Below are 21,404 nucleotides of genomic sequence, written 5' to 3' on the forward strand. Positions count from 1 at the left end.
AAAAAAAGGGGCGGCTTCCCGGGTTAGACGTAAACGCGTCGGTTATAGATATACCATTCCAAGAGAACGATCCCGAGAGCCATCGCTGCAATCGGCTTCCACCAATCCTTGCGAATCGGCCGTGGGTTCCGCGTGCCGGAGACGGGGCTGTAGCCGATCTTGATCTTGTAGCTCTCGGCCAAGGTCGAATCGGGCGGAATGCCCTCGGGGACCAGGCCACGAGAGGCCAAGTCGCTCTCGCGAGCATCAAACTGGTTGACGGCAAACGCGAGTAGGCCGTCGGGTTCCCAACGGGCGTGATAGATCCCGGTCGCATCGACCTGGTCGTCCACGTACGTCCCTTGCAGCGTGCGCGACAGGGTATCAACCTTCTTGCCGTCGGCCGACGTGACCTTGATCTGCCCCTTGGACGACTCGGCGCGAAGGACGACCGATTGCCCCGGAAGGTGGATCTCATCGCCGCCCGACTCGCGAGCATTGCCCAGGACCTGGAGGCTATTAAAGAGAAACAATGGGAAACTAATATTCCGATACCAGTTCGTATTAAATTTCTCGCCGTCCATGAGAGCGAAGGTGACAACGGTATCCGAATACCCCTCGCGCGGGGCCACAAACGCGAGCGGCCCTTGATTGCCTTCGATCAGATTCGTCGAACCAGGGGGAGGCTCGACTGTCACGGCCTTGAGGATCGCGACTGTGGGCAAGTCGCGAACGTACTGCATGAGCGGGTGGGAAACATCCCAGTCCAGGATGATCGGCTGCTCCTGAACCTTCGACTTCGCGTACGCCGGCCCGGGAGGAAGTACGCCGAAATAGAGGGTGTTCGCCTCGGGGGCCGTCTCGGGGCGAAAGTTGTCGTAGATCACGAGGTCGTACCGCCCGGCCCGGAGATCGCGGGCGATCGCTTCGGACTTCGTTTCCTCGGGGGTCACGATCGTGACGTCCGCGCGCTCAACGGCGGTCGGCGTTCGCAAGGTATCCACCAGGTAGCGATTGCCGGCCGTCACGACCAAGACCTGCGCCTTACGCGGGTTACCGACCACGGTGAACGCTCGGTTGTCTAGAGCCAGGGAGTCCTCGACAAGCAGGCGCACCTCCAGTTCCGCCAGTCCGGTGTCGGGCAGTTCAAACTTGAACGCCTGATCGCTCTGAGGCGCCAATTTCAAGGCAATCGCGTCGATCAGGATTCCCTTTTCACCAGGCTTTTTCGGGTCGTGTCTGAGGAGTTGGGCCTCGGTGGTCACCGGCTCGCCCCGGTAGTTGTGGATCCGTCCGAAGACCTGGTACGTATCGATCCGCTCATCATTTCGCCGGGACTGGAGCGCGAGGATGGCGACATTATCCGAAGGCGCTTTGGTCCGGGTGGACGTTGCAGCCTTGGGGTCGGTCGCGGCTGAAACGGGAGGCGGCGGGGGACCGATCACGATCACTTCGGGCTCAAGATTTCCCAGGCTAAATCCCTCGACGTCGGCGAAGCCGCCATCGGTATAGATCTTCAGCTTGGGCGGGACGAGTTGGGTCGCCACCACCCCTTCCCCCACATCCTTTTGGCGCGACGGATTGGCCAGGCCGGCCGCAACCTGGAGCGCTTCGCGAAGAGAGGTGGACGACTCGGTCGGTTGGATCGAGTCAATCCGTTGGGCCAGCAGTCGGCGATCGCCCGTGTAGCTCGAAATCACCTTCGCGCCGTTGGAGAAGGCGATCACCATCGCCAGGTCGTCCGAGTCCATTGAGGACACAACCTTCTTGGCGTCGTCCTTGGCCATCGCCAGGCGGTTCGGTTTGATGTCGGTGGCCAACATGCTCGCCGAGTTGTCGATCGCCAGGACGTACCGCTGTCCCTGGGTGGACGTCCCCTTGATCCTCGGCCCCGTCAGCGCGAGCATCGCCAGCAAGACGGCCGCGAGTTGAAGGAAGAGCAGCAGGTTCCTGCGGAGCCGCTGGAAGAGGCTGTTGACGTGCAGGTCCTCAATGCTCCGCTTCCAGAGCAACGTACTGGGTACCTGCACGGGACGACGACGGAGCTTGAGAAAGTAGAGCGCGACGATCCCGACGGGAATTCCCGCAAGGACCGCCCAGGCGGTCGCCCCAAGCGGAGTCGCGAACTGGACGCTGGAGCTTAAGCCGCTCAGACTGCCGAAATTCATTCCGCCGTCTCCCGTCCGAGCTCAGAGTTCCGGTTCCCGGTCCAACGAACCGGGCCGTTCCCCCTTGCGCCTCCGAATCATCATGTAAAGCAAATAGGCGATGACCGCTCCCGACACTCCGAAGAACACCCAGGGGTTGTTCACCATGACAGACAAGACCTCGTCAGTTGTCTTACTTCACCAGCCCGCGTTCGCGGAGGTAGTTCAGGATCAGTTTGTCGAACGGATTATGGTTCGTTGTAAAAATATAAGTGATTCCCCGCTTGGTACACCAGTCCTTGAGTCCGCCGACGAAGGCGTTGAGGTTGTCCTTGTACCGTTTCAACAGCGGGGCACTCACGGAAATCTCAGCCACATCCTCGTCCTCACAGTCGACCAGCCTGAGGTCGCCAACGAGTTCGGGTTCCACCTCCTCGCGACTGAGAACGTGGACAACGTAGATGTCCATGTTCCGGGCCACCAGGTAGCGGAGAGCATCCTCATAGCCCCGTTTGTCGAGGAAGTCGGAAATCACGACGACGACGCCTTTACCCGAATGCTTGATTGCGAAGGCGCGAGCGGCGGCCGTCAGGTTGCTCGAACCGCTGGCGGTCAACTGATCAAGGTACTGCACGACGCGCCACATCTGCGATCGGCCGCGAATGCTGGGCATCCCGCCATCGAGCGTGGTGCTGAACGTGTCGAGCAGCACCCGGTCGTGATTCACCAGGCCGATGAACGAGAGGGCGGCCGCCACCTGCTTGCCGTAGTGGAGCTTGGTGGGATCGCCAAAGTCCATCGACAGGCTGGTGTCGAGCAGCGTGTAAAAGTGAAGGTCTTCCTCCTCGAGAAAGAGCTTGAGGAAAAGCTTGTCGAGGCGGCCGTAAACGTTCCAATCAATATGTCGCAGGTCATCGCCGACCGAATAGTTGCGGTGATCGGCGAATTCGACCGACGAGCCCCGCCTCTTGCTCTTCCGCTCCCCCTTCATGCGGCCGACGAAGATTTTCCGACTCACGAGCTCGAGGTGTTCGAGCTTATGGAGAAACTCGGGGTCGAGCAGGGGGGAGACCTTGGTTTCCGGCATCGGCAACTCGATCCCTGGAGGGGTGGGCTAGACTTCGTGGACGCGCGGAGTCGGGGGGAACGCCCACCCGCTCAGCCCGACAACTCCGCTTCGAACCGCACTCAGCTAAACCAGTCAGAGACGTAGAAGAGACCGAGCATCAAGGTCGCGGCGATCCCGAGGCCGACCAGCCAGGGAACCAGGGCGGCGACGAAGATGGTCCAGCGTGCCTTCACGCTCAGAGAACGGCGCCGGTGCATGAAACCGAGCGCAGTGAACCAGCTCTCGAGAATCACGAGGCTCCCCCCCAGGGCGGTGATGAACGCCACCGTGGGTTCGGACCTCCAGACAAGGATTGACGCAGCGAACAGGCTGACGCAGAGCGTGGCGAGACAGGTCAGGTCTCCGCGAGTGTAGAAAAGGCGCTCGGCCTGGGGGGGATTCCAGGCCACCGGGGCAGGGGGAGGATTGTAGATGTCATACATGGGTGCAAACTCCTAAAGATGCGCTCTCCTCCGGCACCGTCAGCCCGCCTTGGCGACCGGTGCGGGTTCCTCAGCTTTCTCCGGGACCGCGGCGAGTACCTTGAGCAGGATCTCGTCCGACCCGATTCCCTCAGCCTGCGCCTCGAAGTTCAAGAGCACGCGATGTCGCAACGCGGGCAAGTAGACCCGGCGCAGGTCTTCGAAACTGACATTATACCGTCCATCGAGCAAAGCCCGCACCTTCGCCGCGAGTACAAGCGTTTGAACACCACGGGGGCTGCTCCCCCAGCGGATGTATTGGTTCGTCACCGGGGGAGCGAACGGCCCCTCGGGGTGAGTGGCCAGACCAAGCCGGATCGCGTAGTCCTGGACGTGAGGCGCGACGATGACCTGGCGAACCAACCCTTGCATCCGGATGAGCGTCTCGCCGTCGATCACCGACTCAGCCTGCGGTCGTTCCCCGCGCGTCGTCCGATCGAGGATGACGTTGAGCTCGTCCCGGGTCGAGTAACCGACCACCAGCTTGAACAGGAACCGGTCGAGCTGGGCCTCGGGCAAAGGATAAGTGCCTTCCTGCTCGATCGGGTTCTGCGTCGCCATGACGAAGAAGGGCTCTTTCAGCTTGTGAATATGCCCGCCGACGGTGACCGAATGCTCCTGCATCGCTTCCAGGAGGGCCGACTGGGTCTTGGGTGTGGCTCGATTGATCTCGTCCGCCAGCACGATCTGGGAAAAGAGCGGTCCACGCTGAAATTCAAAGACCCGGCGCCCATCAGGAGCTTCCATCACGATGTTTGTCCCGATGATGTCAGCCGGCATCAGGTCGGGCGTGAACTGGATCCGGTTGAAGTCGAGCGAGAGTGAGTCGGCCAGGGTTCGAACGAGGAGTGTCTTACCCAGGCCGGGAACCCCTTCCAGCAACGCGTGGCCGCCGACAAACAGGCAGGTGAGCACGCCATGAACAATCTCGTCGTGGCCCACGATCACCTTGGCAATCTCGGCCTTCACCCGGTGGTAGGCCGTGCGAAACTCCTCGGCGTGGGCTTCCATCGTGGCAGGTTCGGCAGTCGACATCGTGGTTTATCCTCAAAGATCGAGGGTGGGCGCCGCCCACCGACCTGTTCGTTCATGGACTCAGGGTTTGTCCTGGTTCTTATCGCGTTCTTCCCAAACCTTCTGCTTGGCCCGGAGCAGCCGGTTCGTATAGCTCTCGGGTTCGGCGGCCTTCGATGCGTCGGGACCAAGTCCAGGCGCATCAGGGGTTGGCTTCGAGGGCCGTCTCACGTCGGTGGGCCGATCCTCCTGCAAAAGCGGCTCGCCGGCCGGCAACATTTCCGAAGGGGGCGGAGCCTCGAACCGCGTGGCCGCTCGGGAGCGGTCGAGTTGCTCCCCGACCTCGGCCTTCCGCGACTTGAGCTTCTCCATGTAGTCGACGGGCGGGGCAACTTCCTGGCCTCGGAGCTTCTTCCACTGGTCGGCGATCGACTTGCGGATCCGGGCGATGTCCGGCGCGACCCGCCGCACCGCAACGTCCCCCAGGAAGAGGACCACTGCCAACCAGAGCAGGGTGGGCCAAAGGTCGGAGAACGATCGGGGGTTGACCAGTGTGGCATCGCGGCGGAAGTGGTCGATCGAGTCGATCGTCCGCTGTAAGTCGACGCGGCCGTCCGGGAAATACTTCCAGGTCGATACCTGGCCGTTGGTCAGGCTGGAGATATTCTCGAGGGTCGCCGGATTCGAGCGAAGCTCGCGGTACTCGTCGGAATAAGGAACCGAGACACCCGACGAGATCACCCCCTGAATCCCATCCGAACCGCGGTAACCAAGGTTCACGAAGTAGTTGCCGCTCGCCTCGGCATCCTCCACCGTTCCCTCATACTTGCCGGGGGCGACTTGCACGAGCTCAACCGACGACCGCTTGAGGTCGGGGCTGACAACGTTCCCCTGGATCTGGAGGAAGTTGAGGAACTGGTTCTCCTTATCGAGGGCGTCGACGACCACCTTGATCCGTCCCTCCTCACGCCTGACGGTGAGGGTGAGATTACCACGGTCGACCGGTCGCATCGACCAGCGAATGACCTGCGACCAGAAGGCCGCATAGCTCTGCCAGTCGGGCCAGGTTTTGGCCCAGCGCCGGCCGGCGTCGGACGTGAAAGCCACGGACCGCCCCAGGCCATAGGTCCAGTGCGCCAAAAGCGGATTGACCTGCCCGGCCGGCAATGGGGACGTCAGCGGAACCTCGACCAACTCATTCTCCTTGAGGCTCGTCAGCACGAGGCCATTGATCGGAGGGATGTCGGTCGGCAGCCCAATGACCGGCTCGCTCAGGTAGTTAACCTTGGGAGCCCAGGGAGTCGCTTGCTCGAAAATCAAGGGACGGGAGATCGTCCTCGCTTCTTTCTGATAGATCCGCGGAAGGGCCTTGGGGTTGGTCACGTTGTAGAACCGACCCTTGGTGCGGGTGGCGAGGTTCCGCATCGTGGTTTGCGCGCCGAAGTCGTTGCCATGGGCCGCGGTGAGCACGGCGGTCACGGTGATCTTGTTCGCAGCGAGCTGGCGAATGACGGCCGCAGTGGGCGGAGTCGGGTCGCCGTCGCTAATAATCACGATGTGCCGGGTCATCGCGTCCTTGACCTGCATCAGCCCCTTCATGGCCATCTGGAGCGACGGGTCGAAGTCAGGCATGTCGCCAGGCGTCATGCGATCGATCGCGCGAAGCATAGTCGGACGGCCACCGCCGATCGTCCGGAGCGTGAACAGCCAGGCTTCCTGGCCTTCCCAGTGAAGCATACCGGCATAATCGTACGTGGATAGGGCGTTCATCGCGGCCTTGGCGACGACCTTCTGCCAGTAGTTCCCTTCGGGGATCTCGCTGGCGTGCATGATCATGACCATGGCGCCGATCCCTTGGACCTTGAGCGCCTTGATCTGCATGTCGACCGGTAGAGCCTTCTCGACGGGGGTGTTCATCCACCCCCCCGCACCGAAGCTTTCGCGTCCGCCGAGCATCACCAAACCAGCGCCCATGTCGTGGACGTTCGACTCAAGGATCTGATGCTGCGACTCGGTGAACGAGTCTTTCGGGACGTTGGCCAGGATCACCGAGTCATACGGCTGAAGCTGCGCCAGGTCCGTCGGCAGAGGATCGCCGCCGACACCGCCTGAACCATCAACCCGAGGGGCGACTAACGGTGTAACCGCAATCTCTTTCTCACGGAGGGCCCGGATCAACTCGACATGCTCACCCGCGGTCCCCTCGATCAGAAGGACCTGCGCCTTGCCTCGAGCATGGGTGAAACCTTCAGCGACGTTGTTGATCGAGCGGCGGTCGCCACTTCCTTTTTCAGGCACGAACTCGGCTGAGAACGTGTAGAAATTCGGCTCGGTAATCTGCTGTTTCAGGTTGAAGACGTTGATCCCGCGCTGAAGTTCGATCGGCTGCGGAGTCTCATTGCCGGGGGCAGGGGCCCGGTAATTATCGGCCTTCTGGAAAACCTGCAAGGTCCCCCGCGTCGGCTCGCTGGCGCGAATGACCACGTTGATATTGATCGTCTCCCCCTTCTTCACGTCAGGGGGAATCGAGACCTTCTCGACCAGGACCTCGCGGTCGTAGTGGTATTCGAGCGGCACGGTATCGACCTGCACGCCCAGTTTCTTGGCGGCGAGGGCCTGCTCGATCGCGTTCCCACGGTTCTCATTGCCGTCGGAAAGGATCACGATCCGCCGCGCTGTATCTTCCGGAAACGTCGCCAGGGCCAGCTTGATCGCCGAAGCGAGGTCGGTGTACTCAGAATCGATCGTACTCTCGATTCCGAGTAGGTTGATCTCGGTGGGAGCCGGGGGAGACTCGACACTTGGTTCCTTGCCGAAAACGATGACGCCGGTCAGGTCGTCCGTTCGACGTTTCCTCGACGCGGCCGTGACGTAATCCTGCGCGGGGCCTTGAAGCTCGCGGGGAACGCTCTGCGACCCATCAATAAGGAACATCGTCGTGAGTCGATCGCTCCGGCGCACCATCTGGAGTTCGGCCAGCGCCAGCACGATCAGGGTCACGACCGCGGACCGGAAGAGAATCGCGACGATCCGCCGCGCCGATCCCAGGCCCGAAAGGCTCCGGAAGCTGAGCAGAATCAGGGGAGGGATCAGGATCGGCAGGAGGATCAGCCACCACGGGTGACCGACAGTGACCGACAGTTTTCCGAACATCGTGGCCTACGCCTCCGTCGTTGCTCCAATTACATACGGAACCGCTGCACGCGATGATTGTTCGAGTCGATAACCGAGACCGCGCCCGTGTGGTCGATGGCGAGAGCGAACGGGTTGTAGAGTTGACCAGGGCCACGCCCCGCACTCCCCCAGACGCCCAGCGATCGGCCCTCGAGACTGAACTTCTGAACGCGATGGTTGCCATACTCGCAGACATAGAGAGCGTGGTCCGGCCCGATCGCCAGGTCATACGGATAGTTCATCTGCCCGGGGGCACCGCCACGCGTCCCCCAGTGGAAAAGCAACTTGCCCATCGTATCGAAGACCTGGATCCGGTGGTTGCAACTGTCAGCCACATAGATCCGATCCTGATCGTCGATAGCCAGCGCCCTGGGCTTGAGGAACTCCCCGAGAGCATAGCCATGCCCCCCCCACTGGCGAAGCCACTTCCCTTCCGGCGAGAAAACCTGGATCCGGTCGTTGTCGCCGTAATCCCCCACGTAAAAATTGCCCGCCCGGTCGATCACAGCATCGGTCGGATAGCCGAACCGCCCCGGGGTCGTCCCTTGCACTCCGTCCCCAAGCTGGAACAAGAGTTCGCCCTGGAGCGAGTAGACGAGCACGCGGTAGAAATGGGTGTCGGAAACGAGCAGCCTGCCGTAACGGTCCACGGTCAGACCGCTCGGTCCGTCGACGTTGAAGTCGGGCGTTCGCCAACCCAGCAGATATTTTCCATCGCGGTCGAAGGCCTGTATCCGATCGGTGAGATCGGCCATGTAGAGCCGATCCTTGCCATCGAACGCAGCCGCCCTCGGCTTGTGCAACCAGCCCGGGCGCGTCCCGTGAATCCCCCAGACCACGTCCGGACGTGAATTCGCTCCACCGTCGCAGCCCAAAAAGCTGACGGCCATGAGCAGACTCAGCCAGGAGGCCATACGGGTACGCTGGCTCATGTCAAGGAGAACTCAATCAAGTCAGTTGGGAGTCGGCGGACCGATTCGCTAAACTGTACTCAGAGACCAAGCTCCGACGCAAGTCCTAGGCCCTTCGTTTCAGCCGGCATTATTTCGTGATAAAGAGCGTGATTGCATGGCATGTTTCTGGAAAGTATGTGACGTGGCCGACGTGATCGAGGGCCAGGGCTTGCCCGTCGAGGTGGACGGGCTTGGGATTGCCATTTTCAATGACGGCGGTCAGTTTCACGCGTTGTTGGGGCGCTGTCCTCACGCCAACGGTTCGATGGGCCAGGGGTGGATCGAGGACGGGGAGGTGGTTTGTCCGCTTCATCGCTGGCGGTTCAAACTCACGACCGGCCGCTGCACAACGGTCGGCGGCAACTCCCTGCATCGATTCCGGTGCGAGGTCCGTGGCGATGAGGTCTGGGTCGAGGTCTGAGTGCAGAGCAGGGCCCCGGCAGCCTTCGCCTCGCGTTCAGAGCCAGAGTTTGAGTCGGCCGCGCAGGTTGTCCGGCAGCCGCTTGTCGACGATCCGCTGGATCTGGTCGGGGTGGAGCCGGGTGCTGAAGTGGGACGCGATGATGACCTCGTTCTCGAACCGGTCCGCGCGGGCGATGATGTCGTCCAGGTGGGTATGACCGTACTTGTGGATGAGCGACGGGCGGTCGCCCGGCGCGACGAAGGTCATCTCGAGAATGATGATCTCCGCATGGTAGAGGTCGGGGAGCCCGTCGAGCCCTGCGGGGGCGGTATCACCCAGGTAGGCGACCTTCGGCATCCGGATTTCGGTCGAGACCTCGACACCCGAGAGGCGGATGTCACGAATCTCCTCGCCGCTCAGGTCGTGGTACTCGGGTTTGAGTTTCCTGCGCCGCTCGTAGACGAGATAGCCGATGGCCGGAATCGTGTGCTTGGTCGCAAACGTTTTCACCACCAGTTCACGGCTGAGTTCGATCTCCTGGCCGGGAACGACGCCGACGAGCTTCGCGGGCAACCGCCCCCGATCGAGCTTTTGGAATGCGCGAAGGAGCATTTCGACGGCTTCGATCGCCTCGGCAGGGAGATAGATGGTGGGGGGCTCCATCTTCATCATCCGTCGTCGGGCCACGTAAACCGGGAGTGCCGCGATATGGTCGAGGTGGGTGTGCGAAAGGAACCAGGTTGGCGTCGACATGAACGACCAAGGCTGGGCCCCGAGGTCGAAGCCAAGCTTCAGTTCGGGGATCCGCCAATAGGTCTGGACGGCGGCACGCGAGTATCCTTCGACGGTCAGCCCTTTGTGGATCAGGGAGCGAACCGGGGCATTGTCGACCGGATGGTCCAGCGATTCCACCGTCGTATCGAGATCCGAACTCAACGATCCTCTCTCCTTCCCAGACCAGTTGCAAACCTCTTCGCTCGCGTTCCCACCTAGTATAATCAACGCGGCGACGTTACGACGAGACTGCGGCTCTTGAGAGGTCAGACGGGATGGGGCAACGGACTCTGGTTTTTGGCCCGGCCTACCTCGATCGGGTCCTCCGAGTGGACCAGCCCCTCCTCGACCTGGATCTTGGAGGGCCCCTCGATCAGAGCGTCGACGGGCAGTTGCGGTTCGGTCCCGGTCTCACCCTGGTCGATCCGGACGGCGGGTTGATGGACTTGGCACTTCCCGCCGACTGGCCTGGTCCAACGGGTCGAATTGAACTCGCGCGGACCCTCGCGCCTCCGACTTCGTCGATGAGGAGAAACGTCCAGGGCCTTTCCTGGAGCGACGATCTCGGCGGGATGGGGGCTGGATTCGCCGCCGCGCTTGGTGGCGACCTCGTCAGTGCACTCGGCAGCGAGGACGATCCGACGAGCCAGGCCATCACCGCGCGACTGCAAAACCTCGGGATCGCCCATCACCCGATCCGGTTCCCGGATCATCCCGCCGACTGGACCCTGCTGATCACCAGCGGGAAGTACGGCGATAAGCTGCCGATCGGCTTCCGAGGCTGCCATGCGGCGCTGACCTCCCTGGCCCCTTGGCTCGATCAGCCGTGCACGCTCAGAGTCGTGGCCGGCCTGCCGAATCGGATTGCTTCCCAGGCGCTACGCGCCCCCGGAGCGGGCGCACGATTCTTTGCTCCCGCCATGAGAAACATCCTCGATTGCGATTGCCCGATCTCGCGTTTCGCGGAAGCGATCGACGTGCTCAGTTGCAACCGCCACGAGTGGGAGCAACTGGCCGACCGCGAAGAGGTGGCCTGGAAACTCTCGGTGCTCGCCATCACCGAAGGCGCCGATGGTTGCGTCGTCCGGTTCACGAGCCCGACGGGAGAGCCAATCTCCCTGCGTGTTCCCGCATTTCCGAGGAGCCGGCCGCCACGCGACACCAACCGGGCTGGTGAAGCGTTTGCGTCGACCCTGGTCGCAACCCTAGTCGCAGGGGGTTGGGCTCCCGGAGTCGCCGATGAGTCACTCGTCCGCACCGCAACGGAACGGGCCTCGGCAGCCGCGGCGCTGGTGCTCGACCGGCTGGAATTCGGGTTTCCGACACCCGAGGAAATCGATACGGCCCTGGTTGCGGGGCGCATCGACTGAGGCCCTCAAGACGCGGGCCAGGATCTCCGCTACAATGCGGCGACGCTCGAAAATGGGAACGACGCTTTGAGGAGGGGACCCTTGATGAGAGTCATGCAATCGGGTCTGTTGGTCGTCGTCGTGGTTGCCGCTCTGGCGACATCAGCCCGGCTGTCGCTCCGGGCTCAGGACTCGAAGGGCCCGGACGAGCCCAAGGTGGTCACGAAGCCGGCCGACACCGGGCTCGAGGCTTCGCGATCCGTTCTGGATGCCCTGGAGCGAGACTTTGACCTGCCGTTCGGTGACCCAACCCCCTTGGAGGAGGTCTGCCGTTACCTCCGCCGTAGCCTGAACGCCCCAGTCGTCCTCGACCTCGCCGCGCTCGCCAGACAACACGTTCAGAAGAACGACAGTGTGGAACTCGAGTTGAAAGGGGTTCGGCTCAAGACCGGGCTCAAACTCTTGCTCGACCAGGTCGGTCTGACCTACCGCGTCGTCCCCGAAGACAACCTCTTGATCCTGACGGACAACCAGGGTGCCGACGACCCGTTGAAACGAATCCAGGCCGAGGTCCACGAACTTCACCTCGAGATTCACGACGTCCAGGACGCGCTCAACGAAGTCCACGCCGCCCTCGGCCTCGGTGAAGGGGTGAAGATTCAAAAGCCGACCATCATTGAGGAAATGCCCGACGGGACCATCGAAGAGAAGGCGGCTCCGCCCCCGGCCACAACGCGTCCCCGACGGGGAATCTAAGAAGGAATGACGGCCGGGCCGGCCGTTATTGAGGATTTGCCGGAAGCAACGCCTTAGCGAGCCTGCATTTGAGTGCCTGGCACTCGCCTACCGAGGACGAAGGGGAATGCGCATCATGACCTCGGGCCGTCGAATTGTCACCACGCTGCCGGTCGCGGCGACAGGGCAAGTTCCGATTCGCAAGAGCCGCCGACGTTCCGAGCCGTCCGACGCCCCGCGCGGCTGGAGCCGGTGGCTGGGTGAGCCGAGGAACACCGTTTTCCTCGTTCTGGCGTCGGCCTTGCTCTTCGGCGGGGGGAGAAAGTTGCTCCAATGGTGGCGTGCTCGTGCCATTGTGGCACGGCTCGGCGAACCCAGCCTGACGGCCGAGGCCATCGAAGCGGCCTCATGCCACAGGCGAGCCCCCGTGATGGACCTGTTCCGGATTCTGACGACCGCTGAGTCTGAACCGTTGCGATGGGCCGCGGGCCGGACACTCGCCGTTCTGTGGGCTCAGGACAACCTGATCGTCGAGGAGGAAAAAGCACTCCTACTTCGCGGATTCGCCACAACCTGGCAGGCTCGCCGCCGCTATCCGAGGCAGCTTCATGCGCCGATTCCGATCTCGGTCTCCTACGGCGTTCCCTTCCTCACCGAAGCCGGAATGGGGGTCGGGCCGGAGAACCTCGAGTGGTCTCACCGGATCATGGGAACGCGACGCGCAACCCACGAATCGTTTACCCCATGGAAAGCAGGGGCCGGGCACGCCACCTTCGACCTGATCCCCGACGACTTCGACACCAACGGCCCACACCGGCTCGTCCTCCAAGCCAGGGCCCGAACGAGCGGACTCACCGACGCCTGGGAACTCGACCTGCCCCAGATTCCGTTCCACATCGAGTTTGACCCGGCCCTCAGCCCCAACGCGCTCTTCACGCTGGCCGACGCGTCGCGGGGAGAGAAGCTGGCCCGAACGGTGGAACTCGAGCCGATCGAGGCGAATGAATCGGAGGCGGCGAAATACCTCCCTCTCAACGAGGAGTTCGCTTTTCGAGACGCTCCGCAGTTGCGGGTCACGACCCCGCTCCCGTGTGACTTGGCCCATACGGTGGAAATCGAGATTGAAGGGGTCTCGGGACGGTTTGCGGGCGGCGCGGTCGTCGTGAGCGGGCAAGGGTCGATCCCGGAACCGCAGGCCGAGAGCCGCAGGTTCCCCCTGGGGCCGATTGAAGCGCTCCCTCACGAGGCAATCGACCGTCCCGGCACTCGGCGAGTTCGAGCCATTTTGAAGGCCGATCCCGACCGAGGCTGGGGTGATCCCGATATTCGTTCGATCTGGCCAGGGACGCTCGAGACCGACTGGGTCAACGTTGAGGTCGTCCGCCGCTGAACGTCGGTTCAATCGGGGCGGCGAACCGCTTGCCGGCCACGAGTCGCGCCGCGACGCGGACCGCCTCGATCAGGCTCGATGTCTCGGCACGTCCCTTCCAGGCAATGTCGAAGGCCGTTCCGTGCGCCACGCTGGTCCGGATGATCGGAAGCCCGAGGGTCACGTTGACCGCTCGATCAAAGCCGATCGTCTTGAGGGCCACGTGCCCCTGGTCGTGGTACATGGCAACGACCGCGTCGAACTCGCCGGCGATCGCGCGAACGAAGAGGGTGTCGCTGGCAATCGGCCCGATCGCATTGATCCCTGCTTCCACAGCACGCGCGATCGCAGGGGCGATGATCCTCTCTTCCTCGTCGCCGAAGAGTCCCCCTTCGCCTCCGTGCGGGTTGAGCGCAGCCACCGCAACGCGAGGCGGCCTCCCCTCCGTCAACGGGCGGATCGCCCGGTCGGCAAGGAGGATTTTCGACTCCACCGCCTCGACCGTCAGGAGGTCGAAGACGCTACGGAGCGGAACGTGCAACGTGGCATGGACCACACCGAGCCCTGTGTCTCCGGCACCCACCGGCGGCCCGATGTAGAGCATCATGGCATGGTCGGCGACGCCGCAACGCTCGGCGAGGATCTCGGTATGCCCCGGGTGCAGTACTCCGCCGGCGCGGAGCGCTTCCTTATGGAGCGGAAGCGTGGTGATCGCGTCGATTCGACCGGCAAGGGCAAGGTCGACGGCGGTAATCAGATAGTCGTAAGCCGCCCGCCCCGCTCGAGGATCGACCAGGCCGGGGGCGACGTCGGCCACGTCTTCATCAGTCGCCTCAAGGCAGGGAATGAGCCTCGCCGTCGGCCGCGCGTCCTCAGGCCGGCTGATCGACTGCACCACCGCCTGCCCGCCGACACAAGCCAGAGCCCGTTCCAGGACTGACTTGCTTCCAATCACAAACGGACGCGCAAGGGCCCGGAGCGGAGAGTCGCCCCAAGCCCGGGCGATGACTTCGGGCCCGATGCCCGCCACATCCCCCATGGTCAACGCCACGAGTGGCCTGTCATCTTGCAGATTCATCAACTTCCCCCCAGCCTGCCTGCGGATGGAATATGACCTTCGAGGATCGAGATCAATGAGTCGCGATGGCTCGCGGCGGTTTCGTCCGCGCGTCCCCCGCCTCGGTCCCGTTCGTCTCGTCGGAGAGTGTCCGCTGCACCCGGTGCGAAGCAGGCGTCTCTCCGCAGCCAAGCGGGGCGGCGAGCAGAAAGAACGCAAATATAAGAGTGCGGGTCAAGCAAGGACGTCCTTCCAAGGCGCGACACAGCGATGAGTTTGGGTTCGGCAAAGAACATTCTCGAATGCTGGTGAGACGACCGTAACGCCCGATTATCACCTGGGCAAGTCTTCCCTGTCGAGTCGAAACAAACGGGCGATCAGTATCTTGCCGAAGTAGTCGAGGCCCTCCCTTTCTGATTCGTTCGGACGGAAAGCAATGGCCTCGCCCTTGATCGTTCATCGCCCGCCGAAGAATGTGGCTCAAAGTCATTGAATGGGACCCCCAAGGGGAGATTTCGCCAAGTTGAACCATCGAGACGGACGGGGCAACTGGTCAATGTTGTGGCGGTTGGTTAAGATGCAGCCAGGGAAGTATCTAGGAAGGAACCGATCCACGATCGGGGTGGGTGGTGTCATCCTCAACGAGGGCGACACATGTCCGCCAAGTGTCTTTCGCCGGGGGGGAAGGTCAGGTCGATGGTCAATCAGACACTGAAAGACTTTATCGTTACGAGGATCCTGCCCGGCGTCACCACCCCTGCGCAATACATTGGCGGCGAGTTGAACAGCACTCCCAAGGACCATCGCGAAGTCCGAGGACTGGTCTGCCTTGCCTTTCCCGACACCTACGCTCTCGGCATGAGCCACCACGGCCTTCAGGTGCTCTACAGCCTGATGAATGCCGCGGATTGGGCCTGCGAACGTGCGTTCACTCCATTGCCCGACTTCGAGAAGGCACTCCGCGAACATGACCTCCCGCTCTACGGCCTGGAGACGTTCACGCCGCTGAATCGCTTCGACGTGCTCGGGTTTTCGCTCCAGTACGAGATTTGCTACACGAACGTGCTGACGATGCTCGACCTGGGCGGAATCACCCTCCACGCTGTGGATCGCGGGCCGGACGAAACGCTTGTCATTGCCGGAGGCCCCGGAGCGCAGAACCCGGAATTGATCGCTCCCTACATCGACCTGTTCGTCGTGGGCGACGGCGAGCCCAGCCTGCCGATCGTCTGCGAACTCTGGAAGTCGATGCAAGGGGATCCCAACCTCAGCCGGGAAGACAAGCTGGCCAAGATCGCCGGAAGCGTGAACTGGGCCTACGTCCCTCGGTTCTACGAGCATCAGTATGCTCCCGACGGCACAATTACGGCGATCGAGCGAACGCGAAGCGACGTGCCCGCCGCGATCAAGGCCTGCGTGATCGACTGCCTGGACGCAAGCCCTTTGCCGACAGCACCGATCCTGCCGTTTGTCGAGACGGCCCACGACCGGATTGCCATCGAAATCATGCGCGGATGCCCCTGGCAGTGCCGGTTCTGCCAGAGCACGGTCATCAAGCGTCCGCTCCGGTTTCGGACGGTCGAAACGATCGTCAACGCAGCGATGGAAAGCTACAAGAATACCGGCCATGACGAGATCAGCCTGCTGTCGCTCTCAACCAGCGACTATCCTGATTTCGAGAAGCTCGTGACCCGGATGAGTGAGGTTTTCACTCCCCTTGGCGTGAAGATTTCGCTGCCGAGTTTGCGGATCACCGAGACGTTGAAAAAGATCCCGGCGCTGCTGGCCGAAGGGCGACGCGGTGGGCTGACTCTCGCCCCTGAAGTGGCCCGCGACGACATGCGCGAGCAGATCCGCAAGCCGATCAACAACCAGGACCTCTACGACGGTGCGGCGGAAGCCTTCCGGCGGGGCTGGCGCAAGGTGAAGCTCTACTTCATGTGCGGCCTGCCCGGCGAGCGTCCGGCCGACCTCGACGGCATCATCGACATGGCGGAAACGATCGCGAGGATCGGCAAGGATGTCACCGGGCGCTACGCCGATGTGGTCGCCAGTGTTTCGAACTTCGTCCCGAAACCGCACACTCCGTACCAGTGGAATGGGATGCAGACCCGCGAGTATTTTCACTGGGCGCACAAGTATCTGCGGTCCAGGGTCAGAATCCGTTCGGTCACCGTCAAGTGCCACGATATCGAGCGAAGCCTGCTCGAAGGCATCTTGACCCGAGGCGACCGCCGAGTGGCCGAGGGGCTCGAAGAAGTCTGGAAACGGGGAGCCCGCCTCGACGCCTGGTCGGAATATTTCGATTCCAAGCTCTGGTGGTCGACCTTCGCGGAGTTGGGAATCGACGTACCTTTCTACAGCCAGCGCGAACGGCCCGTCGACGAGATCCTGCCTTGGGACCACATTCACGTCAAGAAGGGGCGTGAGTATCTTGCCAAGGAGCAGAATCGCTCGATCGTCCAGCTCGAAGCAATGGCCGGAGCCGTTTGAGCCACTTCCGAAAGGGCGATGGGACGTGATCGAGCCTGCGCTAGCGTCGACGACCGAGACCGGACCGATTGAACCGCCGATCGCAGCCACAGATCAAGCTCAGGAAAACGTCACGAGACATCGCCAGCACTGGCCCTATCTCGTCGTTTTCCTGGCAATGGTCTGGATCGCCGTCGTCCGCGTTCCGTTGATCCTCAACGCCCAAATTCACCTGGATAGCGACCTGGCCGTGGACGGCCTCACCCTGGGTGAGGCCGTGCAGGGTCACTGGCGCTGGCACTATCCGGCGACGCCTCACATCGGCATTCCGCCGGTCCTTTATTCCCTGCCCCAGGCTTTGATCTGGGGCGCCAACCCGTTCACGCTCGTGAGCGGGGGAACCGTCGCCTATATCGGCCTGGTCCTGGCGACCTTTGCGCTCACCCGGATCGCCTTCGGGCGGACGGCGGCAGTCTGGGGGCTCGTCCCCTTGACGTTTGCCTCGACCGGAGCCATCTGGCTCTCGGGCCGGATCACCGGGGGCCATCTCAGCGCGGTTTTGTGCCACGCCATCGCATTCCTGCTGCTCTACCTGGCCCTGACACGCAGCGGCCTGAAGTACGCGATCGCCCTCGGGGTTTGGTGCGGGTTCGGCGTCTACGTCGATTCGATGTTCCTGCTCACCCTCTCCGGCCTCGTGCCCGCGGCCATCTGGGCGTGGTGGAGAATGGGCCGATCGCGGCGCGGACTGCTCGCGGCCTTGGTCTTCATTCCGGCCTTCCTGGTCGGCGTTGCGCCCCGCGAGATCGGTGCCCGGGTCGATCCCCACAATGCCTATCCGCAAGGCTTTCTCTCCTCGTTCGATACCGCGGTCTTGATCAATCATATTCGCCTGCTTGGACTGGACTGCTTGCCCAGGCTCATCACCGGGCACCGGCTTCCCGACCTCCAGTCCGACCCCTCTCCCTCAGAGCTCGGTGACCCCGGCCCCAACAACAGCCCGAGGGATACCAGCCCACTGGCGCTTGCGGTGACCGTCGTCGTCCTCGTCATGTTCCTGGCAGCGATCCGAGCACTGGCCGACCCGAGCTCGACCCGGGGGGATCACGCGGCCAACGCCATTCGCTGGGGCTTGCTCATCTCCGGAGCGGCGACGCTGTTCGCCTTTGTGATCTACCGAGAAATCTTCAATCCCGACAACTATCGATACCTGGTGGATATTCTGGTTCTCTGGTCCGTCGGATTTGGCCTGGCAATGCGCTCGCTCGTGCAGATGGGACGCGCGGGTCTGGCAATTGCCGTTCTCTGCGGCGCGACCATGGCCGGCCTCATGACGCTCGATACCGGCCGATGGTATCATCAGTTCGGCTGGGTCAACTCGGTGGGGCAACCCAAGCGGGTCCCCCTCGACGACCCTGTGCTCGCCTGGTTGGACGCCCATCCCGACGTGGACTCGTTCCTCACCGGCTACTGGGACGCTTACAGGCTCACGTTCCTCAGCGACCGCCCGGTGCGCGGGATCCCGTATCCGGTCTATCCCAATCGGTTCCCGGAGTGGTCGCGTGCTTTACCGAAGGGCCATCCCCAGATCGTCATCGCCCGGCGCTTCCAGCGTGGGGGGGCATTTGTCGAACGTGCCTTCCAGAGTGGCGGTCAGTTTCTGGAGCGGAACAATCGGTTTTACATCATTTCTTGGCCTTGAAGACGAGACAAGACGTGACCCTGACGTCGGCGGATGACGTATCGACCTGGCATCCCGAACGACGGCCATGGGGCGTGGGTGACGTTGTCGCCCTCCTGGTCTGGACCACGGCGATCGCCGGCTTCTTCTGGGACGCCGTCAGCCTCCAGAAGGCCTTATTTTTCTTCGACATCACCGAGATCAATTTCCCCTATCGCGACTTCTTCGCTCGCGAGCTGCGGGCCGGTCGATTCTCACGATGGTGTCCGGGCCTCTACTGCGGATTCCCGCTCTATAGCGAAAGCCAGGCGGGCTACCTGCACCCCCTCAAGTATCTCCTCTATCCCTGGCTGCCCACCTGGCAAGCCTTTAACCTCGATACCATCCTCTCGATCTGGCTGACCGGAATCGGCACCTACGGGTGGCTGAGACGCCACGTCGGCGCGGCGGGGGCCTTGGCCGGCGCGGGGGTCTTCGGGCTTGGAGGGTTCGTCTGGGCGCATCTCGTCCATACGAGCATGATCAACTCGCTCACGAGCGTCCCCTTTATCATGTGGGCGCTTGAGGCGGCCTGGGAACGCGGGCGGGGGTGGCCGATCGTCCTCGGAGCCCTGGCTCTGGCCTGCCAGGTCTTCGCAGGACACATGCAGGACACGATCCTCACCTCTGAGTTGATCGCTCTCTACGGCTTATATCGCGCGGCGACGGAGCGGTCCCGACGGTCCCGGTTCGCCGCACTCGGCATGGCGGTGGGCCTGATCGCGCTCGCCGGGGCGATCGCGTCGGTTCAAGGTCTCCCCTCGAAGGAACTTCACAGCCGGTCGCCGCGCTCCGGCGGCCTCACCTGGGAGGAACTGACTTACGGCTCGTGGCATCCCGAGCTCTTGCCCACCTTGATCCTCCGCGAGGCCTACGGCACCCTCTCCCGCGACACCGACTGGATGGACGGCTTCTACCCCTACCACGAGATGAACGCATATCTCGGCGCGATTGCGTTCGCCCTGGCCGTGGTCGGTGCCGCCGCTTATCGCGATCGCTGGGTGGCGTTCTGGGTCATCCTGGCCGGCCTGGGCGGCATCCTGATGCTGGGCCGGTTCACGTTCCTCTTCGACTTCGCGCACCGGATCCCGATCATCGGCAGCGGGCGGATCCCGGTGCGCTACCATCTCTGGGTCTCGCTCGCCGTGGCGGCGCTGACGGCGGTCGGCGTGGACCGCCTTTCCAGGCCGGGAACCGTCCGCCTCCGCCCCGCGCTCCTGACCATCGGAATCCTGATTGCGGTCTCCATCCCGATCCTCGTCTACGCCTACACCCCGATCTGGTCCCAACCGACGCGTTGGCGGTATCCCTACCACCTTACGCGGTTCCGCTGGCTAGGGGAGCAGATTCGCTTCGGAGTCGTTCGAACGTCCTTGCTCATTTTCGCAGCATGGGCCGTGGCCGCCCTGGCGACGCGTGCCAAGTCTCCGGTGCTGAGGTCACGGCTCGTCGCGATCTTGCCGGCCTTGATCCTCGCCGACCTCCTCGGCGCCCACTTCTCCGACGTCCCCACGATTACGCCAAAGTACTGGACCGATCCCCCCGAGAGTGCGCGCCTGCTCAAGGCGGATCCCAATTTCATCCGCCTCTTCGGGATCGCCAAGCGGGCGTCGAACGAGCCCGGCTACGCGTCGGAGCCGGTCGATTTTCTCTCGGTCCGTGACACCCTCGACTGGAGCCTTCCCCCGGTCTGGGGCTTGGCGACCGCCCGTGGCGAAACACCCATGCTCCCGCGTCGCCTGCTCGAGTTCACCGACCATGTTCTCCCGGCCGACGGCCGATTCAACCTCCAGAGCGTCACCCATCTCGTCACCGCGATGCCAAACGTCGAGGGCTGGGGCAAGGGGACCCCGGCCGGTTCCGCCTTTATCTACCGCAACCCCACCGTCTTGCCGCGTGCGCGACTGATGGGGAGGCCGATTTATGTGGAGTCAGAGACCGCCGCCATCTCCGCGCTCGACCAGTTCAAGCCCTTGCTTCGCGACCGGCTCGTGATCGAAGATCCGACGCACCCCCTCCCTGTGGATGCGCCGGTGTCGGGCACAGCGACGATCACCCGAGAGCTTCCCGAACGGATCGAGATCCAGACGGAGTCGAAAGGACCTGCTTTCCTGGTCCTCGCCGACACGTTCGACCCCGGTTGGTCGGCCACGATCGATGGCCGAGAGGCCCCGATTCGCCCTGCTTACGTGGCGTTCCGCGCCGTCTTCGTCCCCGCCGGTGCTCACACGGTTCTCTTTCGCTATCAGCCCGCAGGTTTCACGCTCGGCCTGACAATCACGGGCCTCGGCCTGCTCATGGGGATGGCTCTCCTCTTTTGGAGACTGCCCCTGACTCTCGAACCCGAGCACAGGACACTGGACTGGCCACGTGCCTGGCCGATCGCGGGACTGGTCGCGTTGGTGCTGATCGTGATTCTCTCGTCGTTCGAGCTCCAGGGGGCCAAACTTCCCGCCCCCCATCCTCGGTGGGCCCGAAGCTTCCATCGCTTCACCTGGGGGGCCGGGATCGAAGCGATCAACCCGCCACGTGGAAAGAACGAAGCTCCCCAGCGGTTCGGAGCGCCTCAGCCCTGATCGTCCGAACAGACGTAACATTTTTCCTGAGGGAAGTTCCGTCGGCCCAACTTCAAGCCTGTGATTCCATCGGGAACGTGGCTGGCTGAAGC

The 21,404-nt window shown here is 62.9% G+C and carries 17 protein-coding genes; 7 read left to right on the forward strand and 10 right to left on the reverse strand.

The window, feature by feature from the left end:
* Positions 1–23 precede the first annotated feature (23 nt).
* The 7 genes from SINAC_RS12810 to SINAC_RS12835 all read right to left on the reverse strand — a co-directional run bounded on the left by SINAC_RS12810 (position 24) and on the right by SINAC_RS12835 (position 8,836).
* Entirely contained in the window at positions 24–2,147 is a 2,124-nt protein-coding gene (locus tag SINAC_RS12810) for a vWA domain-containing protein (RefSeq protein ID WP_015246066.1), read from the reverse strand.
* Between the two features lie 21 nt (positions 2,148–2,168).
* A complete protein-coding gene (locus SINAC_RS41555; protein WP_015246067.1) occupies positions 2,169–2,294 on the reverse strand; it encodes a hypothetical protein in 126 nt (41 codons plus the stop codon).
* Positions 2,295–2,319: 25 nt separating this feature from the next.
* Complete coding sequence (locus tag SINAC_RS12815) at positions 2,320–3,213, reverse strand: DUF58 domain-containing protein (protein ID WP_015246068.1); 894 nt, start codon at positions 3,211–3,213, stop codon at positions 2,320–2,322.
* Positions 3,214–3,314: 101 nt separating this feature from the next.
* On the reverse strand, positions 3,315–3,677 hold the full coding sequence (locus SINAC_RS12820; RefSeq protein ID WP_015246069.1) for a hypothetical protein: 363 nt from the start codon (positions 3,675–3,677) through the stop codon (positions 3,315–3,317).
* 39 nt (positions 3,678–3,716) lie between these two features.
* On the reverse strand, positions 3,717–4,751 hold the full coding sequence (locus tag SINAC_RS12825) for an AAA family ATPase (RefSeq protein WP_015246070.1): 1,035 nt from the start codon (positions 4,749–4,751) through the stop codon (positions 3,717–3,719).
* Between the two features lie 60 nt (positions 4,752–4,811).
* On the reverse strand, positions 4,812–7,883 hold the full coding sequence (locus SINAC_RS12830; protein ID WP_015246071.1) for a VWA domain-containing protein: 3,072 nt from the start codon (positions 7,881–7,883) through the stop codon (positions 4,812–4,814).
* Positions 7,884–7,912: 29 nt separating this feature from the next.
* A complete protein-coding gene (locus tag SINAC_RS12835) occupies positions 7,913–8,836 on the reverse strand; it encodes an NHL repeat-containing protein (RefSeq protein ID WP_015246072.1) in 924 nt (307 codons plus the stop codon).
* Between the two features lie 136 nt (positions 8,837–8,972).
* Here SINAC_RS12835 and SINAC_RS12840 point away from each other — a divergent pair, with 136 nt between their 5' ends.
* The gene (locus SINAC_RS12840; RefSeq protein WP_015246073.1) at positions 8,973–9,278 is read left to right on the forward strand and encodes a Rieske (2Fe-2S) protein; all 306 of its coding nucleotides are present in this window, start codon (positions 8,973–8,975) and stop codon (positions 9,276–9,278) included.
* Positions 9,279–9,314: 36 nt separating this feature from the next.
* Here the strand turns inward: SINAC_RS12840 and SINAC_RS12845 are convergent, their stop codons facing one another.
* Positions 9,315–10,196 carry an MBL fold metallo-hydrolase gene (locus tag SINAC_RS12845; RefSeq protein WP_015246074.1) on the reverse strand — a complete coding sequence of 294 codons (882 nt, stop codon included), beginning with the start codon at positions 10,194–10,196 and terminating at the stop codon, positions 9,315–9,317.
* Positions 10,197–10,309: 113 nt separating this feature from the next.
* Between SINAC_RS12845 and SINAC_RS12850 the strand changes: the two genes are divergently transcribed.
* From SINAC_RS12850 to SINAC_RS12860, 3 genes are all read left to right on the forward strand, one after another.
* On the forward strand, positions 10,310–11,404 hold the full coding sequence (locus SINAC_RS12850; RefSeq protein WP_015246075.1) for a PfkB family carbohydrate kinase: 1,095 nt from the start codon (positions 10,310–10,312) through the stop codon (positions 11,402–11,404).
* 84 nt (positions 11,405–11,488) lie between these two features.
* Positions 11,489–12,139: a hypothetical protein gene (locus tag SINAC_RS12855; RefSeq protein WP_015246076.1), complete on the forward strand. Its 651-nt coding sequence runs from the start codon at positions 11,489–11,491 to the stop codon at positions 12,137–12,139.
* 106 nt (positions 12,140–12,245) lie between these two features.
* A complete protein-coding gene (locus tag SINAC_RS12860; RefSeq protein WP_015246077.1) occupies positions 12,246–13,508 on the forward strand; it encodes a hypothetical protein in 1,263 nt (420 codons plus the stop codon).
* Here the strand turns inward: SINAC_RS12860 and pdxA are convergent.
* Positions 13,483–14,565: a 4-hydroxythreonine-4-phosphate dehydrogenase PdxA gene (gene pdxA, locus SINAC_RS12865; RefSeq protein ID WP_015246078.1), complete on the reverse strand. Its 1,083-nt coding sequence runs from the start codon at positions 14,563–14,565 to the stop codon at positions 13,483–13,485. The two genes, SINAC_RS12860 and pdxA, sit on opposite strands and share 26 nt — an antisense overlap.
* A gap of 52 nt (positions 14,566–14,617) precedes the next feature.
* Entirely contained in the window at positions 14,618–14,782 is a 165-nt protein-coding gene (locus tag SINAC_RS39835; RefSeq protein WP_154673699.1) for a hypothetical protein, read from the reverse strand.
* Between the two features lie 416 nt (positions 14,783–15,198).
* On the opposite strand from SINAC_RS39835, the gene SINAC_RS12870 reads away from it, so the two are divergent.
* The 3 genes from SINAC_RS12870 to SINAC_RS12880 are packed head-to-tail and all read left to right on the forward strand — an operon-like array spanning position 15,199 to position 21,312.
* Positions 15,199–17,037, forward strand: a complete 1,839-nt coding sequence (locus SINAC_RS12870; protein WP_015246079.1) for a TIGR03960 family B12-binding radical SAM protein — start codon at positions 15,199–15,201, stop codon at positions 17,035–17,037.
* Between the two features lie 25 nt (positions 17,038–17,062).
* Positions 17,063–18,718 (forward strand): ArnT family glycosyltransferase, encoded by a 1,656-nt coding sequence (locus SINAC_RS12875; RefSeq protein ID WP_015246080.1) that lies wholly within the window; start codon positions 17,063–17,065, stop codon positions 18,716–18,718.
* 14 nt (positions 18,719–18,732) lie between these two features.
* Positions 18,733–21,312 (forward strand): YfhO family protein, encoded by a 2,580-nt coding sequence (locus SINAC_RS12880; protein WP_015246081.1) that lies wholly within the window; start codon positions 18,733–18,735, stop codon positions 21,310–21,312.
* Positions 21,313–21,404 lie beyond the last annotated feature (92 nt).

The organism is Singulisphaera acidiphila DSM 18658, assembly GCF_000242455.2.
GTDB lineage: Bacteria > Planctomycetota > Planctomycetia > Isosphaerales > Isosphaeraceae > Singulisphaera > Singulisphaera acidiphila.